Origin of the sequence: Dongia sp. (assembly GCF_041918875.1) — a bacterium.
GTDB lineage: Bacteria > Pseudomonadota > Alphaproteobacteria > Dongiales > Dongiaceae > Dongia.
Genome location: NZ_JAYRUV010000020.1, coordinates 21,519 through 39,085 on the forward strand (window position 1 = coordinate 21,519; position 17,567 = coordinate 39,085).

The following is a 17,567-nucleotide window of genomic DNA, read 5'->3' on the forward strand; positions in this document are numbered from 1 at the left end:
GGCGGATCATGGCGCGGGCCGCCGGCGCTGGATGAGGAAAAGCGCGAGGGCGAGCGGCAGGGAGGCCAGCAACAGCATCAGCAGCAGCATCGAAGCGGCATAGGGCCAGCCGGTCTCGCTTTCGAGGGCACGCTGCAGCCATTCGCTGGCCTGTTCGAACTCGCCGGTGCCGAGCAGGCGCGGCTCGAGAAAGCTGCCGATCGAACCGCAGAAGACGAGCGTTACGGTCAGGGCGACGGTCCGGCGGCTGAGCGGCCAGACGATACGGTGCAGCAGGCCGAAGCCGGTCGCGCCGCATTCGCGCGCCGCATCCAGCAGCGCCGGACAGATGCGTGAAAAACCGGCGGCGAGGGCCAGCGCCGACAAAGGCAGCCAGGCGTGGATGCTGGCGATGAGCTCGGCGGGAAACCCGGCCAGCAGCGCGGCCGGCAGGAGTTCCAGAAATGCCAGATCCTTGAAGGCCTGCATCCAGCCGAGGATGCGCATGCCTGGATCGAGAAACCACATGAGGATGACGAAGCCAAGCAGGAGGCGGCCGAGAAAGCGCCCGCGTATCGCGACGAGATAAGCCAGCGGCATTGCCAAGAACGTTGTCAGCAGCGCCGTCAGGGCTGCGAGCGACAGGCTATTCGACAATGCGATGCGTGCCTCGCGAGAGCCGAGGAGGCTGGTCCAGGCGGTCAGCGACAGATCGGCCGGCTGTGCACCCTCTGCCATAAGGCTGAGCCAGAGAACCAGCAGCAGGGGCGCTGCAAAGATCGCAACCTGGAGGGACAAGGCAGTCCAGGCGATGCCGGCGAGCGGCCCGCGCAAGGTGATCGTATCGGCGAAGGGCCCGGTCATTCGGCCGGCAGCAGATATGAGTCCGCGCGGTTCCAGCCCAGCGTCACGCGCCGCCCGCTCTCCAGCGGAAAGGGCGAGGGCAGCGGAATTTCCGCCGTGATGCCGGGCGCGAAGCCATCGATGGCAACGCGGATCTGTGCACTGGTGCCGTGCGGCATGACGTCGGCGATGGTGCCATCGGCCAGCATATCGAAGCGACGAATACCGAGGAAAGGCCGCACCACCTCGGGGCGGACCAGCAGCAAAGCCGGGCCGTCGATAAGCTGCGGGTGGCAGCGCTCGCGGCCGAGTTCGCCGCCGCCGGATTGCAGCAGGGGCGAGCGCAGGATTGTCCTGGTCTCCTGCATGTCGATCGTGACTGGCAAAAGATTGCAGGGGCCGGCGAGACGCGCGACGGTGGCGCTGGCCGGGCGGCTGAACAGTTCGTCCGCCTTGCCGCGCTGGATCTCGCGCCCGCCGACGATGACGGAGATGCCATCGGCCAGCGCCATCGCCTCGGTAAGATCGTCGGTGGCGAGGAGGGTGGTGAGGCCGAACTGGCGGTGCAGCCGTTTGAGCTCCGGCAGGAAGCCGCGCCGTGCGGCGCTGGGCAGGATCTGCAGTGGGCGCTCGAGCAGCAGGATTTCAGGCTCGCCGCCGATCGCGCGGGCGAGTGCCACGCGGAGCTGCTGTTCGGCGGAGAGGGCGGAGGGCAGCAGGCCCTTCAGCGCGGTCCCGATGCCGCACTCCTCCGCCAGGCGCTCAAGCCGGTTGGCGATCTCGTTGCGGTCGTGGCCGCGCTGTTCGAGCGGGAAGGCCATGTTGGCGCGCGCATCGAAATGCGGGAAGAGGGCAAGGTGCGGGCGTACGCTCATCACGCCACGCTCGCCTGGCGCACGCAGGCCCAGATCCTTGCCGTCGATCAGGATGCGGCCATGGCGGGGCCGCGCGAAGCCGGCGATGAGGTCGACTGTCGTGCGCAGGACAGCCGGTTCGGGCGAAACCAGGGCGTAGAAGGTGCCGCGCTCGATGCTGGCCGAGAAGCCGTCGAGGAGTGCCGTACCGGCGCCCGCGGTGAGGTCTCGGAGGTCGAGGTGGCTTGCCGCCGACATGCTCAGTGGTGATGTGCTTCGTGCAGCATCGCCTGGCGCATGCCGGTGTCATAGGCATGGCCGGCCGGGGTCAGGATGCATGCCCGCGGGAACATCGACTGGATGAGCCCCTTGCGCTCCAATGCGCGCCAGGCGGCTTCGTTGCCAAGGCCGGTCGCATCACTCGCGGAAAGAACCCAGGGGCCCAGATGGAAATGATCGCCATGGGCATGGGGCAGGCGCTGGATGAGCGTATGGCCCGCTTCCTCGGCCGGCACGGCATAGCCTTCGAGGCCGGACAGTGCCTGGAATAGTGTCAATGTCTTCAACTGGAGGGCGTTGAGGTTGAGGGGATTCTTCTTCGGCGGCATCTGCGTCTTTCCTTTACCCGGCCAGATTCTTTTCCATGAACAGCGAATTGGGGTCCGGCCGGTAGCTGCCGAAGGGCCCGATCTCGCGGAAGCCGGCGCGGCGGTAGAGTGCTGCCGCTTCCGGCTGTCTGTTTCCCGTTTCGAGGCGCAGGCACCTGATACCCACCGCCCGCGCATCCGCTTCGAGGGCGGCGAGCAGGCGGCTGCCGAGCTTCAGGCCGCGCGCTTTCGGGTCGACGAACATGCGCTTCACTTCGGCATAGCCGTCTTGGCGCAGGATGGCGCCGATGCCGTGGGCCTTCCCATCGACCCGGGCAACGAAGAAGCTGGTCTCGGCCCCCTGCAGCGTGGAGATATCGACCAGATGATTGCTCTCGGCAGGATAGAGCGCCGCATGATAGGCATCGCTGGCGGTGAGCAATGCGCGGATCTCTGGTTGGTCCGGATTCTCGATGCGGATGACGGGTGTCAGCACGGGCGGCCTCAATCGCGGAAGTTGGTGAATTGCAGCGGCTGCTCGATCTTGAGGCCTTTAACGAAAGCGATGGCGTCCTGCAGATCGTCGCGTTTCTTGCCGCTGACGCGCAGCTCGTCGCCCTGGATCGAGACCTGGACCTTGAGCTTGCTGTCCTTGATATCCTTGACGATCTTCTTGGCCAGGGTCTGTTCGATGCCTTGCTTGACGACGACTTCCTGCCGCCGCGAATTGCCGGTGGCTTTCTGCTCGTCCTTGAATTCGAGGCAGCCAGGGTCGAGCTTGCGGCGTGTGATGTGGACGCGCAGCAGTTCCTGCATCTGCTTCAGCTTCAGGTCGTCATCGGCATTGATGGTGATGACGGCTTCCTTGCGCTCGATGGTGCAGTGCGAACCCTTGAAGTCGAAGCGGGTCGAAACTTCGCGCACGACGCCCTGCACGGCATTCTCCACTTCGGCTAGTTCGGTCTTCGAAACGATATCGAACGACGGCATCGGAACCTCCCAAAATCTGCCCGGAATCTGCCACAGGCATACTCAATGCGCCAGCGCCCGCGGGATGCGGGGATACCACAGGTAGAGGGTAAGCGCGCGCAAAACGAAGAACAGCATCAGCGACCCCCATAGGCCGTGATTGCCGAACAGCGGTATGGCGAAAAACTGTGCCACGATGGCGCCGAATGCCGCGATAACCATGCCGTTGCGCATCTCGCGCCCGCGCGTGGCGCCTATGAACACGCCATCCAGGACGTAGCACCACAAAGCCACGAGCGGCGTGGCGATCAGCCATGGCAGATAGGGTAGGGCGTGCGCGATCACGGCGGGGTCGTTGGTGAAGAGGCCGACGATGCCGGCGCCGAACTGCTGCAGAAGAACCGAGAGGCCGAGGGCCAGGAGCAACGCCCAGAGCAGGGAACCCCCGATTGCGGCCCGCAGCTGGCCGCGGTCACGGGCCCCGACCGCCTGGCCGACCAGCGTCTCGGCCGATTGCGCGAATCCGTCCAGGCTCTGCGCGATCGTCGCGAGCAGCGTGAAGAGGACCTGATTGGCTGCCAGTGTCGCATCGCCCATGCGGGCGCCGAGCCCGACGAAATAGACCATCACGAACATGATGGCGAGCGTGCGCAGGAAGATATCGAAATTGACCGACACCAGGACGAAGAGCTTGTCGAGGTCGATGAGCGAACCGGCTTCGTCGCTCAGCGGCACAATGCGCAGCAGATGCCTTGCGACAACCAGCCCGACGATGGCGGTGAAGGTTTGCGCCAGTGCCGTCGCCATCGCGGCGCCATCGACGCCCAGGTGCAACTGGAAGACGAAGAGATAGCACAGGAGGACGTTGAGGCCGTTGAGCAGAATCTGCAGGCCGAGCGCCCGGCCCATGCGCTGCAACCCGACCAGCCAGCCGAAAATCACGTAATTGGTGAAGTCGAAGGGAGCGCTGAACAGGCGATAATGGAAATAACGCGCCGCCAGATCGGCCACCGCCTCGCTCGAATCGAAAAGGGGCACGGCGACGAAGGCCAGCGGCACCATGAGCAACAAGATGATGAAGCCGAAAATCCAGGCCAGGGCCAGGGCTCGGTTGAGCGTCGCCTTGATTTCATCGCCGTCCTCGGCCCCATAGGCCTGGGCGGTGAAACCGGCTGTCCCCAGTCGCAAAAAAGCAAAGGCCCACAGCACGAAAGTGGAGAGCGAGGCGCCGACGGAGATGCCGCCCAGTGCCACGGCATCTCCAGTCTGGCCGATCAGCGCCGTATCGACCAGGTTAGGCAACACTGCGGAGAAATTGGCCAAAATGGCTGGAATCGCCACGGCGAGGATGCGGCCGTGGGTGACCCGGGGTGTCTGAAGAGCTGTCTCGGTCATGGCCTGTACTGGGATGGGCGGCGCAATATAGGCGGGTGCCGTCCGGGCTGGCAAGCTGCCCGGTCGCCGAAAACCGCGGGATTGCGCCAGTTTTTCCCGCTATTTCAGGGCACTAAGCGGCTGGTAAGATATCTTTAAACAATTCAATCTAGTTAACGAAGACTATTTTCGCGATTGAATGTGGTCATGGCAGGATATGACTGGGTTCAGCGCTCTCAGGTGCGGGGCCGGTATGGATCGGCCCGAGCGAGATTGGTTGGCACGATGCTTGACGGCCACATTCTCTGTCTCGTTGATGACGACGCCGAGCGCGCGGCCGTTGAGGCTGCTCTCGGCGCAGGCCGATACGATGTCGATTTCACTGCGACCCGCGAAGAGCTAGGCGCCGACAAAAGCGGCGACATTCCGGCCGATCTACTGCTCTTGCGCGTACGCAGCATGGCAGATGGCGATTTCATCCGCGCCTTGCGCCAGCAGCACGATAGCGACCAGTTGCCGGTCGTTCTTCTGATCGAGAACGGTGCGGAGGCCTTGGTCGAGCATTGCCTGGCCAGCGGCGGCGACGATTTCCTCACTCTGCCGATCCACGGCACGGAACTGCTGGCCCGAATCCGCAGCCAATTGTCGCGCGTGCGCGCCATCGCCGCGACCCGGCTGGAGCGGGAACGCTTTGCCCTGGCCGTTGCCGGATCAAGCGATGGGATCTGGGATCTGACCCTCGACAACGATGCGCTTTTCATGTCGACGCGCTGCTTCGATCTGCTCGGCCGTTCGGGTGAGGACGGTTTCAAGCGGCTTGACGATTGGCTGGCGATCATCCACCCGGACGATGTCGACCAGTTCCAGGTCGAACTGCGCAATCATCTGGAGGGCATTACCCTATCCTTGCAGATGGAGTGCCGCATGCTCCACAAGAACCAGACCTATCGCTGGTTCCTGGTGCGGGGGACGGGGCAGCGCAACGCCACCGGCAAGGCTTTCCGTATCGCCGGCTCGTTGACCGATATCAGCGAACGCAAACTGACCGATGCGATGACCGGCCTGCCGAACCGGATCGTCCTCTACGACCGCCTCAACCAGACCATCGTCAAGAACCGGCGCAAGGCATCGGCCAATTTCGGCATCATCCTGCTTCAGATCGACCGCTACGAGACGATGCGCGAGGCCTATGGCCAGGTCTTCTGCGACGCGGTTCAGAAGGTTGTCGCCCAGCGTCTGGTGGGAACCCTGCGGACCACCGATACGCTCACCATCATGGGCGAGAATACGATGTGCATTCTGCTCGACGTCATGCGGGACGATACGGACCTGGTCCGCGTCGCGCATCGTGTCCGCGCCGCGGCGGAAGAGCCGATCACGCTGGGCGATGAAAGCGTTCTCCTCAGCCTTTCCATCGGCATGGCGCAGGCGCAGGCGCACCACCAAAGCGCCGAAGACCTCATCCGCGATGCCACCGCGGCACTCAACAAGGCGCGGGCCGAGGGTGGCGGTCAGGAAGTCGTATTCGATCCCGATATGCAGCGTCGCGCCCGCGACCGCCTGCGTATCGAGGCGGAACTGCATCTGGCTCTGAAACGTGAAGAGCTACTTTTGCTCTATCAGCCGATCATCGACCTCAATTCCGGGCGGCTTGCCGGGTTCGAGGCGCTGGTGCGTTGGCAGCATGCGCAGCGCGGCATGATTTCGCCGATGGATTTCATCCCGATCGCCGAGGAAACCGGCCTTATCGTCCCGATCGGAACCTGGGTGGTACAGGAGGCCTGCCGGCAGGGCCGCGCCTGGATCGAACAAGGCTTGATCCCGGACCTCTTCATCAGTGTCAATGTCTCTTCGCGCCAGCTCGACGGTCCGGCCTTGCCGGAGATCGTCCGCCAGGCGCTGCGCCAGGGCGGCCTTCCCGCACAGCATCTCAAGCTGGAAATCACGGAAAGCGCCGTGATGCGCGACTTCGAACTCACCATGAAGCTGTTGAAGAGGTTGAAGGAAATCGGCGTCGGCCTGTCGCTCGACGATTTCGGCACCGGCTATTCCAGCCTTAGCCTTCTGCGGCGGCTGCCGGTCGATACGCTGAAAGTCGACCGCTCTTTCGTGACGGCAATGACCACGGATGCCAGCGGCGTCAAGATGGTCGAAGCCATTCTTCAACTGGCGAAGCTGTTCGGCCTCAAGGTCGTTGCCGAGGGAATCGAGCATGAGGAAGAGGAACGCCTGCTCAAGGAGCGCGGCTGCGAGTTCGGCCAGGGCTGGCGCTATGGCAAGCCGCTCAGCGTCGATGCCTGTCTGGAACTGATGCGCAGCGAGGATATGGGGGCAAAGCGCGTTGCGCGCTGAACCGGGAAGGACGGGCGCCGCGCTTTGAACGCGGCGCCCGCAACGTTACTTTTCGGCCGCACTATTTGTTGGATTGCAGCGCCGCCTGGATATCCCTCTGGCGCCGCTTGTCGCTCCGCGTCATCAGGACATGCGAGGTGATGACGCCGGTTGCCACCACCGTGATGATGATCGTCGCCAGCGCGTTGATCGTGGGATCCACGCCGCGACGCACCTTCGAGAAGATCAACTGCGGCAGCGTGCCCGAGCCCGGCCCGTTGTTGTAGATCGTGATCACCAGATCATCGAGCGAGATGGTGAAGGCAAGCAGCCAGCCGGAAATGACGGCCGGTGCCACGATCGGCAGCGTGATGACCAGGAAGGTCTTGAGCGGCTTTGCCCCAAGATCAAGCGCCGCTTCCTCGAGCGACATGTCGAACACCGAGAAGCGCGACTGCATCACAACCGTCACATAGGACATCGAGAAAGTGATATGGGCCAGGATGACGGTGGAAAAGCCCATGCTCTTGGGCCAGCCGAACCAATAGCCCATCTCCTTGAAGAGCAGCAGCAAGGAAAGGCCGGTGATGACTTCCGGCATGACGAGCGGGGCCGTGACCATGCCGCTGAAGGCCGTGCGGCCGTGGAATTTGCGATAGCGTGCCAGGACATAGCCAGCCATGGTGCCGAGCACGGTCGCGAAAGTGGCACTGACGGCGGCGATGATGAAGCTGTTCTTGGCAGCCGTCAGCACGGCGGAATCCGACAGCAGCACCGGATACCAGCGCGGCGAGAAGCCTCCCCACAAAGTCATCAGCTTGTTGGCGTTGAAGGAGTAGGTGACCAGCACCACCATCGGCCCATAGAGAAACAGAAAGCCGAAGATCATGACGGCGATGACGAACCAGGAAAGCCGATTGGTCATTTCGGCGCCTCCTGGGCCTTGTTCTGGTAGTACTGAAAGAACATGATCGGTATGACGAGTGCCATCAGGATGGCCACCGCCACCGCCGAGGCCATCGGCCAGTCGCGATTCTGCGCGAACTCATTATAGACGACCCGCCCGATCATCAGCGCGTCGGGGCCGCCGAGCAATTCCGGAATGACATATTCGCCGACGGCCGGGATGAAGACCAGAAGCGAGCCGGCGATGATGCCCGGCAGCGACAGCGGAATGGTGATGACGCAGAAGGCCTTGAACGGCCGGCAGCCCAGGTCGGCCGCCGCTTCCAGGAGCGACAAATCCATCTTTTCGAGATTGGAATAGAGCGGCAGGATCATGAACGGCAGGTAGGTGTAGACGATACCGACATACATCGCCGTCGGCGTGTAGAGAATCTGCAGCGGTTCGTTGATGATGCCGAGCGCCAGGAGCGCATCGTTGAGTACGCCTTCCCGTCCCAGAATGCTCATCCAGGCATAAACGCGGATGAGGAACGAGGTCCAGAAGGGCAGGATGATGGCAAGGAGCAGCAACGACCGCGTCGACGGCGCGCAGCGGGCGATGCCGTAGGCCATGGGATAGCCGATGAGAAGGCACAGAATTGTCGAAATCGCCGCCAAGGTCAGCGAGTTGCCATAGGCGATGAGATAGAGCAGATCGTCGCCAAGGCGTTTGAAATTGTCGAACAGCTGGCCGTGAGGCACGCTGTCCGGCCCGAACATCGGCGTGTAAGGAGGCTGGGCGATCAAGGTCTGGGCGAAGCTGATCTTGAGAATGATCAGGCAAGGCACGAGAAAGAAGATCGTCAGCCAGAGATACGGCACCAGGATGACCGCCGTGCGCTGCCTGATGCCGATGGCCGTCAGAAATCGATGGACCTGAGTGCCGAAGGGCAACGAGGTCTGATAGGGAATGTCAGTCGCCATATTGCCCTCAGCTCAGCAATGCCACGGGGCTGTTCGCGTGCCAGGTAACGAAGACCTTGTCATCCCAATCGACGATGTGCTCGGCGGCCCGGCGCTGGTTCGACATCGTCACTTTCACTTCCTTGCCGCTGTCGAGCTTTATCAGATAGATCGAGAGATTGCCCATATAGGCGATCCCCTTGACGATGCCCGAGGCGGAATTGAAAGCATTGCCGGGCGGCGGTAATTTGGAAAGATCCATCTTCTCGGGCCGGATGGCGACCCAGACCTTGGCACCGGGAGCCGCCGAAATGCCGTGGTCGATATAGATCTGCGTGCCGCCCTCGGTCGAGCCGATCAGGACATGGTCCGGCTCGTCCTCGATGATGTTGCCTTCGAACAGATTCACGGAGCCGATGAAATCGGCCACGAATTTCGTGTTGGGGTATTCGTAGATTTCCTTTGGCGTGCCGACCTGGACGATCTGCCCGCTGTTCATGACCCCGATTCGCGTCGACAGCGTCATCGCTTCTTCCTGGTCGTGGGTGACGACGATGAAGGTGATGCCGAGTCGGTCCTGAATGTTCATGATTTCGAACTGGGTGGCTTCGCGCAGCTTTTTGTCGAGGGCGCCAAGCGGTTCGTCGAGCAGCAGCAGTTTCGGTTCCTTCACCAGCGAGCGGGCCAGGGCCACGCGCTGGCGCTGGCCGCCAGAGAGCTGATGCGGCTTCCGATGAGCGAACTGGCGCATCTGCACCATGTCGAGAATGGCACCGACGCGGGTTTTGATCTGGTCGGCCGGCACCTTATCCTGCTTGAGGCCGAAGGCGATGTTCTGTTCGACGCTCATATGCGGAAACAAGGCATAGGATTGGAACATCATGTTGGTGGGGCGTTCGTAGGGCGGGATATCCGCCATGTCGACGCCGTCGATGTAGATCTTGCCGGAGGTTGGCTGTTCGAAGCCAGCCAGCATGCGCAGCAAGGTCGTCTTGCCGCAGCCCGACCCACCCAGCAGGGCGAAAAGCTCGCCGCGATAAATGTTGAGCGAGACGTCGTTGACGGCGACGAAGTCGCCAAACTTCTTGGTCACATGCTCGATGCGGATATAGGGCGTGGCGTTCGGATCGTTCCAGATCTGGGTGGTCGTTTCAGCTTTAGCTCGTTCAGCCGCCATGATGCTTCCTGTTAGTGCTGACCTGAATGCCTCGGTTCGGCGTCCCGCGCCAAGGCCGAAGAATAGAAAAAGGCGGCGCCTCCCACTGGCTGCGCCACCCTGCCTTTATTGCCCCGTCTTCACCCGCGTCCATTCTCGGGTGATGACACGGTTGAGTTCCTGCGACCTGACCACGGAGGGGAAGCCGCGCTTCAGCACCTCTTCGGTCGGGTAGATTGCCGGGTCTTCAAGGACTTCCTTTTCGACGAACTCCTTCGCCGGCACATTGGCGTTGGCGTAGTAGGTGTAGTTCGTCGCCGCCGCGATGACCTCAGGGCGCATCATATAGTCCAGGAAAAGATGTGCATTCTCCGGATGCGGCGCATCGGCCGGAATGAGCATGCCGTCAAACCAGATGTTGGTGCCTTCCTTCGGGATGGTGTAGGCGAGGTTGACGTTGAGACCCGCCTCGGCGGCCCGGGTCGAGGCGGTTGCATAATCGCCTGACCAGCTCATCGAAATGCAATATTCGCCGTTGGGCAGAGAGTTCAGATATTGCTGCGAGTCGAAATTCTTGATGAAAGGCCGGACCTTCATCACCAGATCGGCCGCGGCGACGATATCTTCTTCCTTCTGCGAAGTAGGATCCTTGCCGAGATAGGCCAGCGCCAGTGGAAAGACATCTTCCGGCGAATCGAGGAAGGTGACGCCGCAATCTTCGAACTTCGCGATCACGTCGGGATCGAAGATCATCGCCAGGCTTTCAAGCGGCGCATCGGGCATCCGCTCCTTCACCTTGTCGACATTGTAGGAGAAGCCGTTCGTGCCCCACATATAGGGTATCGCATGATCGTTGCCCGGATCGGCTTCCTGCGACAGGATTTCCATGATCTTGGGATCCATGTTCTTCAAATTGGGCAGCTTGCCCTTGTCGAGCTTCTGATAAAGCCCGATCTGGATCTGGCGAGCGAAGAAGGAGGAGGAAGGGAAGACGATGTCGTAACCTGTGCCGCCTGTCACCAGCTTGGCTTCAAGATCTTCGTTGCCGGTATAGGTGTCGTATTGCACCTTGATTCCGGTTTCCTTCTCGAAATCGGCAATGGTTGTTTCGCCGATATAGTCCGACCAATTGTAGACGTTCAGTTCTTTGGGCTCTTCGGCCTGGACGGCGCTCAAGGAAGCAGTCAACAGAATTGCAGCGCCGAAAAGTGCGCTGCCAGTGATCGGCTTTTTCATCACGACTCAATCTCCCTAGTTGCCACGCCACAACCGACACGACCGCTGACATTGCGTCAGTCATTGCATCTCGCGTACGGTATCCCTGTTTATGCATTCTTAATTATTTCTCATATCTGACCCCGCCGACGCATGGGCTGTCAACCCTCGGCGGGCATATCGACGATGCGCAAAGCGTCAGGATCATGATTCAATCCGCCGCACGCGCAACAAAAGACCCCGCGGCGTTAACCGCGGGGTCAAGTCCGAGAATATGGTTAGCGCCGGCTCCTGGCGCGAACCGTCAACTGATTACTGGCCGGTCTTGATCTTCGTCCAGGTACGGGTGCGCAGGCGCTCCACTTCCGGCGTCGCCACCTTGTCCGGGAACAAGCGGGCCTGCACATCCGGCGTCGGATAGATGTTCGGATCGTCGATCAGCGCCTTGTCGATCATCGGCATGGCGGCTGCAACCGGGCTGCCATAGGCAACATAGTTGGCATTCGCCGCGGCCACCTTGGCCTCAAGGTTGTAGTTGATCCACTGATAGGCCTGATCGATGTTCACCGCATCGGTCGGCATGGCGATCGTATCCATCCAGATCAACGTGCCTTCCTTCGGGATGGCGTAGCCGATCTCAATGCCGTTCTTCGCTTCCTCGGCGCGGGCGCCGGCCAGGCTGAAATCGCCCGACCAGCCAAGCGCCAGGCAGATGCTGCCGCTGGCGATGTCGTTGATATAGCTGGAGCTGTGGAAGTATTTCACGTAAGGGCGCACACCCAGCAGCAGCTTTTCCGCGGCGGCGTAATCATCGGCACTGGCGGTATAGGGATCCTTGCCCAGATATTTGAGCGCGATCTGCAGCACTTCCGACGGCGCATCGAGCATCGAGATGCCGCAATCGGCGAATTTCTGCGCCAGTTCCGGCTTGAAGAGGATGTCGAGGCTGTTGACTGGCGCATCCGGCATGCGCTTGTTGATCTCGGCGACATTGTAGCCGATGCCGGTCGTGCCCCAGAACCATGGCACCGCGTATTTGTTGCCTGGATCGAAGGCAGCCAGCACTTCCATGATCTTCGGATCCAGATTCTTGTAGTTCGGAATTTTGGCCGGATCGATCGGCTGATAGATGCCGGCTACGATCTGGCGGGCAAGGAAGGCAGCCGAAGGATGGACGAGGTCATATCCGGTGCCGCCAGCCATCAGCTTGGCTTCGAGCATCTCGTTCGAATCGTAGACATCGTACTGGACGGTGACGCCGGTTTCCTTCTCGAAATTGGCGACCGTGTCTTCGGCGATGTAATCCGACCAGTTGTAGACGTTGAGCTTGCCGCCGGAGCCTGCCGCCGCTTCCGAGGTCGCGGTGCTGGCGGCTTCGGAGGTCGCGGCACTCGCGGCTTCCGAGGTTGCGGTGCTGGCGGCGGAAGATTGCTGCTGGGTTTCGGCTTCTTTCTTCTCCTCGCCGCAGCCCGCGAGCAGCAGCGCGGAAATAAAGGCAATCCCAATCAATCTCGACTTTTGCACCATGGCCTCCTGAGTGCTGTTGATGTTTGGTTTGGCGATGAGGGCACGCGGCCCGGAATCAATCTGTTAATCTAATCGTTAACGCGTGGAATGAGGCATTGTCGCACCTAAAAGGGTGGTTTTGTCAACAAATGCCCGTAAGCACGGGGATGCGGCCGAATCACTCGCTCCAGTTCTGGCCGTCCAGGGTCATCAACACGGTGTAGAGATCCGGCCGGCGGTCCCGGAACAACCCCCAGCCGGCGCGCTGACGGCGCAGAGCCTGGAAATCGAAGTCGGCCGTCAGAATGGCTTCCTCATCCCCGGCTGATGCAATGATCTCGCCGCGCGCCCCGGCGATGAAGGAGCGGCCATAGAAGGTGAGGGAGCAGGTCGCCCCATCCTCGCGGCCGATGCGGTTCGAGGCAACCACGGGAATCATGTTGGCTGCCGCATGTCCCTGCATCGCACGCTGCCAATGATCGGCGCTGCTGAAATCCGGATCGTTGGGCTCGCTGCCGATGGCGGTCGGGTAGAATAAAATCTCCGCCCCCATCAGCGCCATGGCGCGGGCGCATTCCGGGAACCACTGGTCCCAGCAAATACCGCAGCCGATCCGCGCATAGGCCGTATCCCACACCTTGAAGCCGGTGTCGCCGGGATTGAAATAGAATTTCTCCTGGTAGCCGGTGCCATCGGGAATGTGAGATTTGCGATAAAGTCCCAACATCTCGCCGTCGGCGTCGATGATGGCCAAGGAATTGTAATAGGCGTTGTTGGCCGCCTCGAAAAACGAAACCGGAAGCACCACTTCGAGCTCGCGCGCCAGTTCCTGCATGCGCGCCAGGGTGGGGTGATCGTCGGCCGGCTGTGCCAGGTCGAAGAGTTCGGCCATCTGGTCCTTGCAGAAATAGGGCGTTTCGAACAGTTCCTGCAGCTGGACGATCTGCGCGCCGCGCCGCGCCGCCTGACGCACCAGGGCCTCGGCGCGATCGACATTTTCGGCAGGATCCGGCGAGCAGGCGAATTGTGTTGCCGCGACAGTCACCGTAGCCATTCAAGCATCCCCATCGATCTGGTCAATCTGGCTCGATTCATAGCCGTTGCTGGCCACCGATCAAGCCTTTCCTGGCGTACGGCCCCTCCTTTAGGAGGACTTGCGCGCTGTTCCGGAATCGTCACATTGTGTCGCGGGCGGCGCGCTGAGCGGCCATGGTGTCTCGGCTTGTCCCTGAACCGGCCTTAGGACTGCGGCAACGCGGCTGGCGCCCGGTAGCATCGAACCGGCGGCCCGGACAAAAGGGTCCCGGAAATGAACCTCAAATTGGGAGGAACCCCCTAATGCTTCGTCGCAATTTCTTGAAGGGCGCCGGTATTGGCGTCGCCGCCAGTGCCGTGGCCGCTCCGGCCATCGCCCAGAGCAGCCCGGAACTGAACTGGCGCCTGACCTCAAGCTTCCCCAAGAGCCTCGACACCATCTATGGCGCTGCCGAGACCTTCGCCAACTACGTATCGGAAGCGACCGACGGCAAGTTCAAGATCCAGGTTTTCCCGGCCGGCGAACTTGCGCCCGGCCTCGAAGCTGCCAACGAAGTGTCGAAGGGCTCCGTCGAAATCTGCCATACCTGCAGCTATTACTACTGGGGCAAGGATCCGGCCTTCGCCTTCGGGACGGCGGTGCCGTTCGGGCTCAACAGCCGCATGCAGAATGCCTGGATGTATCATGGCGGCGGCATCGACCTGATGAACGAGTTCTACGCCACCCACAATCTCTATGGTTTGCCCTGCGGCAATACCGGCGCCCAGATGGGCGGCTGGTTCCGCAAGGAGATTAAATCGGCCGAGGATCTCAAGGGCGTCAAGATGCGTATTGCCGGGTTCGCCGGCAAGGTGATGTCGGGTGTCGGCGTGGTGCCGCAGCAGATCGCCGGCGGCGAAATCTATCCGGCCCTGGAAAAGGGCACGATCGATGCCGCCGAATGGGTCGGCCCCTATGACGACGAGAAGCTCGGCTTCTACAAGGTGGCGCCGTTCTATTATTACCCCGGCTGGTGGGAAGGCGGCGCCTATCTCCACATCATGGTCAACAATGAGAAGTGGAACGCCCTGCCCAAGAGCTATCAGTCGATCGTCAAGGCGGCGGCGCAGGCGACCACGGCCGACACGCAGGCCAAGTACGATTTCCTCAACCCGACGGCACTGAAGAAACTGGTCGCCGGCGGCGCGAAGTTGAAGCCCTATCCGCAGGATGTCATGGAAGCCTGTTTCAATTCCGCCAAGGCTGCCTATGAGGAAATCAGTGCCGGCAACGCGGCATTCAAGAAGATGTACGATGCCATGTCGGCCATGCGCGCCGATGAGTATCTGTGGTTCCAGGTGTCGGAGCATACGTTCGACACCTTCATGATGAACCAGCAGCGCAAGAAACAGCTCTAAGCTCCGCGCTGGAGCACTGAGGCCCGGCAATCGCGAGGTTGCCGGGCCTTTTCTTTGACCGCTATTCGACGGTCGGCGGTGAGAGGTCGAGAGCCGGCAGTTCTTCGAGCCCGCCACCTTCCAACCCATCGCCCCCGGGGATCGTGATCTCGATCTTGTTCGGATCGACCTCGGACGCCTCGCCCCGGTAATGCGTGACCAGTTCGGGCATGAGCATAACCGCGGCGACCATGATCACCTGCAGCAGGATGAAGGAGACCGCGCCGCGATAAATCTCCGTTGTCTTCACGCCGGCCAACGTCCGGCCCGTCACCTTGTCCAGCCAGTTGCCGGTGGGTGCCACCGACCGCATGTAGAACAGGGCGAAGCCAAAGGGCGGGGTGAGGAAGCTGGTCTGCATGTTGACGCCAAGCAGAACGCCGAACCAGATGAGATCGATTCCCATATTGGCGGCGACAGGCGCCAGGAGGGGGATGATGATGAACGCAATCTCGAAGAAGTCGATGAAGCAGCCCAGGACGAAGACCAGGATGTTGACGGCAACGAGGAAGCCCCATTCACCGCCCGGCAAGGTCGACATCAGTTCTTCGACCCAGACATGCCCATTGACGCCATAGAAGGTCAGCGAAAAGACGCGCGCGCCGATCAGGATGAAGAGGACGAAGCAGGAGAGGCGCGTCGTCGCATCCAGCGCTTCGCGCAGCGACCTCCAGGAAATACGGCGCTTGGCGAGAGCCATCGCCAGGGCGCCGGCGGCACCCATGGCACCGCCTTCGGTCGGCGTGGCGATGCCGAGGAAGATCGTGCCCAGCACCAGGAAGATGAGCGCCAGCGGCGGGATGAGAGTGATGACGACTTCCTGGGCGAGCCTGGAAAGCCAGCCGAGGTTCATCGTCTTGTTCGCGACCGCCAAGACATAGATGGCGATAGCACCGATCGTCGCCCCCCAGATGCCGGCGCCGTTCTCTATCGAATCGCCGATGCTCAAGGAAACGGCCACGGCGATCGCCGTGCCGGCAACCATGACCACCAGCAACGACAAGGCGCCGCTGCCCAGCGTCCGCGCCTCGATCGGCAGCGCCGGGGCGGCCTTGGGCCGGATGATCGTGATGACAAAGACGTAGAGGCAATAGATGCCAGTGAGGATCAGGCCGGGAAAGATGGCGCCGGCATACATGTCGCCGACGGACCGACCGAGCTGATCGGCGAGGACGATGAGGACAAGAGACGGCGGGATGATCTGCGCCAATGTCCCCGACGCGGCGATGACGCCGGTCGCGAGAGATCGGTCATAGCCATAGCGCAGCATGATCGGCAGCGAGATAAGACCCATCGCCATGACGGACGCAGCCACGACGCCGGTCGTGGCGGCCAGAACGGCGCCGACGAGAATGACGGCATAGGCCAAGCCACCGCGGATCGGGCCGAAAAGCTGACCCACGGTATCCAGCAAATCTTCGGCCATGCCGGATTTCTCCAGCACAATTCCCATGAAGGTAAAGAAGGGGATGGCGAGCAGCGTCTCGTTGTTCATGACACCGAGAAGCCGGCCGGGCGAGGTCTGCAGCAGCGGCCAGGACAGGGTAATCTCGCCGCCCGACAGCGGCGCCAGTTCCACGCCGATGAAGAAGAAGAACAAGCCGTTGGCGGCCAGCGCGAAGGCGACGGGATAGCCGGAGATGAGGAAGATAATGAGCGCCGCGAACATGATCGGCGCCAGATTGTGGGCAATGAGCTCGATCATTGCGCGCCTCCTTGGCCATCGCGTTTGTCGGCGTCGGGACCGGCGGGGTCTCGTCCGGCGGCGGACAGTTGCGGTTCGAGCACGGCGGGGGCGGCATGATGTTCATCATGGTCAGCCAGGATGCCGGCCAGGATGGCTATTCGCTTGATGATTTCCGATATGGCTTGGGCAAAAAGAAGAACGAAGCCGATAAGAATGATCAATTTGGCGGGCCAGATGATGAGGCCACCGGAATTCATCGACATTTCCTGCGAGCGATAGGAGTCGAGGAAGAAGGGCCAACACAGCCAGATCATCATCAGCACGAAAGGCAGCAGGAAGACGATATGGCAGAAGAGGTCGATCCAGTCCCGTGTCCGCTTCCTGAGATGCGCGGAAACGACATCGATGCGGATATGGGCGTTGCGTTGCAAGGTGTAGGCGGCGGCGAGCATGAAAACCGCGCCGAACAGATACCATTGCAGTTCCAGCCAGGCATTGGAGCTGCTGTCGAAGGCTTTCCGGACGATGGCGTTAACGGCGCTGATGATGATGGCTGCCAGGACAAGCCATTTGACATGGCGTCCGATAAAGGCCGTGACCGCGTCAATGCCGCGGCAGGCCGCAAGCAGTGCTTGCATCCGTTCTTCCTCCCAGTCAGCCACCGGTTCGGTGGATTTTTTTTCAGGTTCGAGCCAAGCTAACTAAAGCCTTGATGAGACGCAATCATTCCTCATCTGGCGCCAAAT

The 17,567-nt window shown here is 61.5% G+C and carries 16 protein-coding genes; 2 read left to right on the top strand and 14 right to left on the bottom strand.

Annotated features, from left to right (window positions below; genetic code table 11):
* Positions 1 to 6: 6 nt before the first annotated feature.
* Genes ACE3TY_RS18345 through ACE3TY_RS18370 form a run of 6 tightly spaced genes read right to left on the bottom strand, consistent with a single transcriptional unit; the run spans position 7 to position 4,627 of the window.
* Positions 7 to 843: an ABC transporter permease subunit gene (locus ACE3TY_RS18345; protein WP_374655661.1), complete on the bottom strand. Its 837-nt coding sequence runs from the start codon at positions 841 to 843 to the stop codon at positions 7 to 9.
* On the bottom strand, positions 840 to 1,934 hold the full coding sequence (locus ACE3TY_RS18350) for an ABC transporter ATP-binding protein (RefSeq protein WP_374655663.1): 1,095 nt from the start codon (positions 1,932 to 1,934) through the stop codon (positions 840 to 842). The genes ACE3TY_RS18345 and ACE3TY_RS18350 overlap by 4 nt, the downstream gene beginning before the upstream one ends.
* Positions 1,935 to 1,936: 2 nt before the next feature.
* Positions 1,937 to 2,284 (bottom strand): hypothetical protein, encoded by a 348-nt coding sequence (locus ACE3TY_RS18355; protein WP_374655665.1) that lies wholly within the window; start codon positions 2,282 to 2,284, stop codon positions 1,937 to 1,939.
* 13 nt (positions 2,285 to 2,297) lie between these two features.
* Positions 2,298 to 2,759 (bottom strand): GNAT family N-acetyltransferase, encoded by a 462-nt coding sequence (locus ACE3TY_RS18360; protein ID WP_374655667.1) that lies wholly within the window; start codon positions 2,757 to 2,759, stop codon positions 2,298 to 2,300.
* A gap of 8 nt (positions 2,760 to 2,767) precedes the next feature.
* The gene (locus tag ACE3TY_RS18365; protein ID WP_374655668.1) at positions 2,768 to 3,253 is read right to left on the bottom strand and encodes a YajQ family cyclic di-GMP-binding protein; all 486 of its coding nucleotides are present in this window, start codon (positions 3,251 to 3,253) and stop codon (positions 2,768 to 2,770) included.
* Between the two features lie 42 nt (positions 3,254 to 3,295).
* A complete protein-coding gene (locus ACE3TY_RS18370; protein WP_374655669.1) occupies positions 3,296 to 4,627 on the bottom strand; it encodes an MATE family efflux transporter in 1,332 nt (443 codons plus the stop codon).
* Positions 4,628 to 4,891: 264 nt separating this feature from the next.
* On the opposite strand from ACE3TY_RS18370, the gene ACE3TY_RS18375 reads away from it, so the two are divergent.
* Positions 4,892 to 6,958 (top strand): putative bifunctional diguanylate cyclase/phosphodiesterase, encoded by a 2,067-nt coding sequence (locus tag ACE3TY_RS18375; protein WP_374655670.1) that lies wholly within the window; start codon positions 4,892 to 4,894, stop codon positions 6,956 to 6,958.
* Between the two features lie 61 nt (positions 6,959 to 7,019).
* Here ACE3TY_RS18375 and ACE3TY_RS18380 read toward each other — a convergent pair whose 3' ends face one another.
* The 6 genes from ACE3TY_RS18380 to aguB all read right to left on the bottom strand — a co-directional run bounded on the left by ACE3TY_RS18380 (position 7,020) and on the right by aguB (position 13,716).
* Positions 7,020 to 7,862, bottom strand: coding sequence for an ABC transporter permease subunit (locus ACE3TY_RS18380; RefSeq protein WP_374655672.1), 843 nt, complete (start codon positions 7,860 to 7,862; stop codon positions 7,020 to 7,022).
* The gene (locus ACE3TY_RS18385) at positions 7,859 to 8,806 is read right to left on the bottom strand and encodes an ABC transporter permease subunit (RefSeq protein WP_374655674.1); all 948 of its coding nucleotides are present in this window, start codon (positions 8,804 to 8,806) and stop codon (positions 7,859 to 7,861) included. The genes ACE3TY_RS18380 and ACE3TY_RS18385 overlap by 4 nt, the downstream gene beginning before the upstream one ends.
* Before the next feature lie 7 nt (positions 8,807 to 8,813).
* Complete coding sequence (locus ACE3TY_RS18390) at positions 8,814 to 9,962, bottom strand: ABC transporter ATP-binding protein (protein ID WP_374655676.1); 1,149 nt, start codon at positions 9,960 to 9,962, stop codon at positions 8,814 to 8,816.
* A 105-nt stretch (positions 9,963 to 10,067) separates the two neighbouring features.
* Entirely contained in the window at positions 10,068 to 11,177 is a 1,110-nt protein-coding gene (locus ACE3TY_RS18395) for a polyamine ABC transporter substrate-binding protein (RefSeq protein ID WP_374655678.1), read from the bottom strand.
* Positions 11,178 to 11,468: 291 nt separating this feature from the next.
* Positions 11,469 to 12,683, bottom strand: a complete 1,215-nt coding sequence (locus tag ACE3TY_RS18400; protein WP_374655680.1) for an extracellular solute-binding protein — start codon at positions 12,681 to 12,683, stop codon at positions 11,469 to 11,471.
* A gap of 157 nt (positions 12,684 to 12,840) precedes the next feature.
* Positions 12,841 to 13,716, bottom strand: coding sequence for an N-carbamoylputrescine amidase (gene aguB / locus ACE3TY_RS18405; protein WP_374655682.1), 876 nt, complete (start codon positions 13,714 to 13,716; stop codon positions 12,841 to 12,843).
* A 284-nt stretch (positions 13,717 to 14,000) separates the two neighbouring features.
* On the opposite strand from aguB, the gene ACE3TY_RS18410 reads away from it, so the two are divergent.
* Complete coding sequence (locus tag ACE3TY_RS18410) at positions 14,001 to 15,095, top strand: TRAP transporter substrate-binding protein (RefSeq protein WP_374655684.1); 1,095 nt, start codon at positions 14,001 to 14,003, stop codon at positions 15,093 to 15,095.
* A gap of 61 nt (positions 15,096 to 15,156) precedes the next feature.
* Here the strand turns inward: ACE3TY_RS18410 and ACE3TY_RS18415 are convergent, their stop codons facing one another.
* Positions 15,157 to 16,839, bottom strand: coding sequence for a TRAP transporter large permease subunit (locus ACE3TY_RS18415; RefSeq protein WP_374655686.1), 1,683 nt, complete (start codon positions 16,837 to 16,839; stop codon positions 15,157 to 15,159).
* Positions 16,836 to 17,459 carry a TRAP transporter small permease subunit gene (locus ACE3TY_RS18420; RefSeq protein WP_374655688.1) on the bottom strand — a complete coding sequence of 208 codons (624 nt, stop codon included), beginning with the start codon at positions 17,457 to 17,459 and terminating at the stop codon, positions 16,836 to 16,838. The genes ACE3TY_RS18415 and ACE3TY_RS18420 overlap by 4 nt, the downstream gene beginning before the upstream one ends.
* Positions 17,460 to 17,567 lie beyond the last annotated feature (108 nt).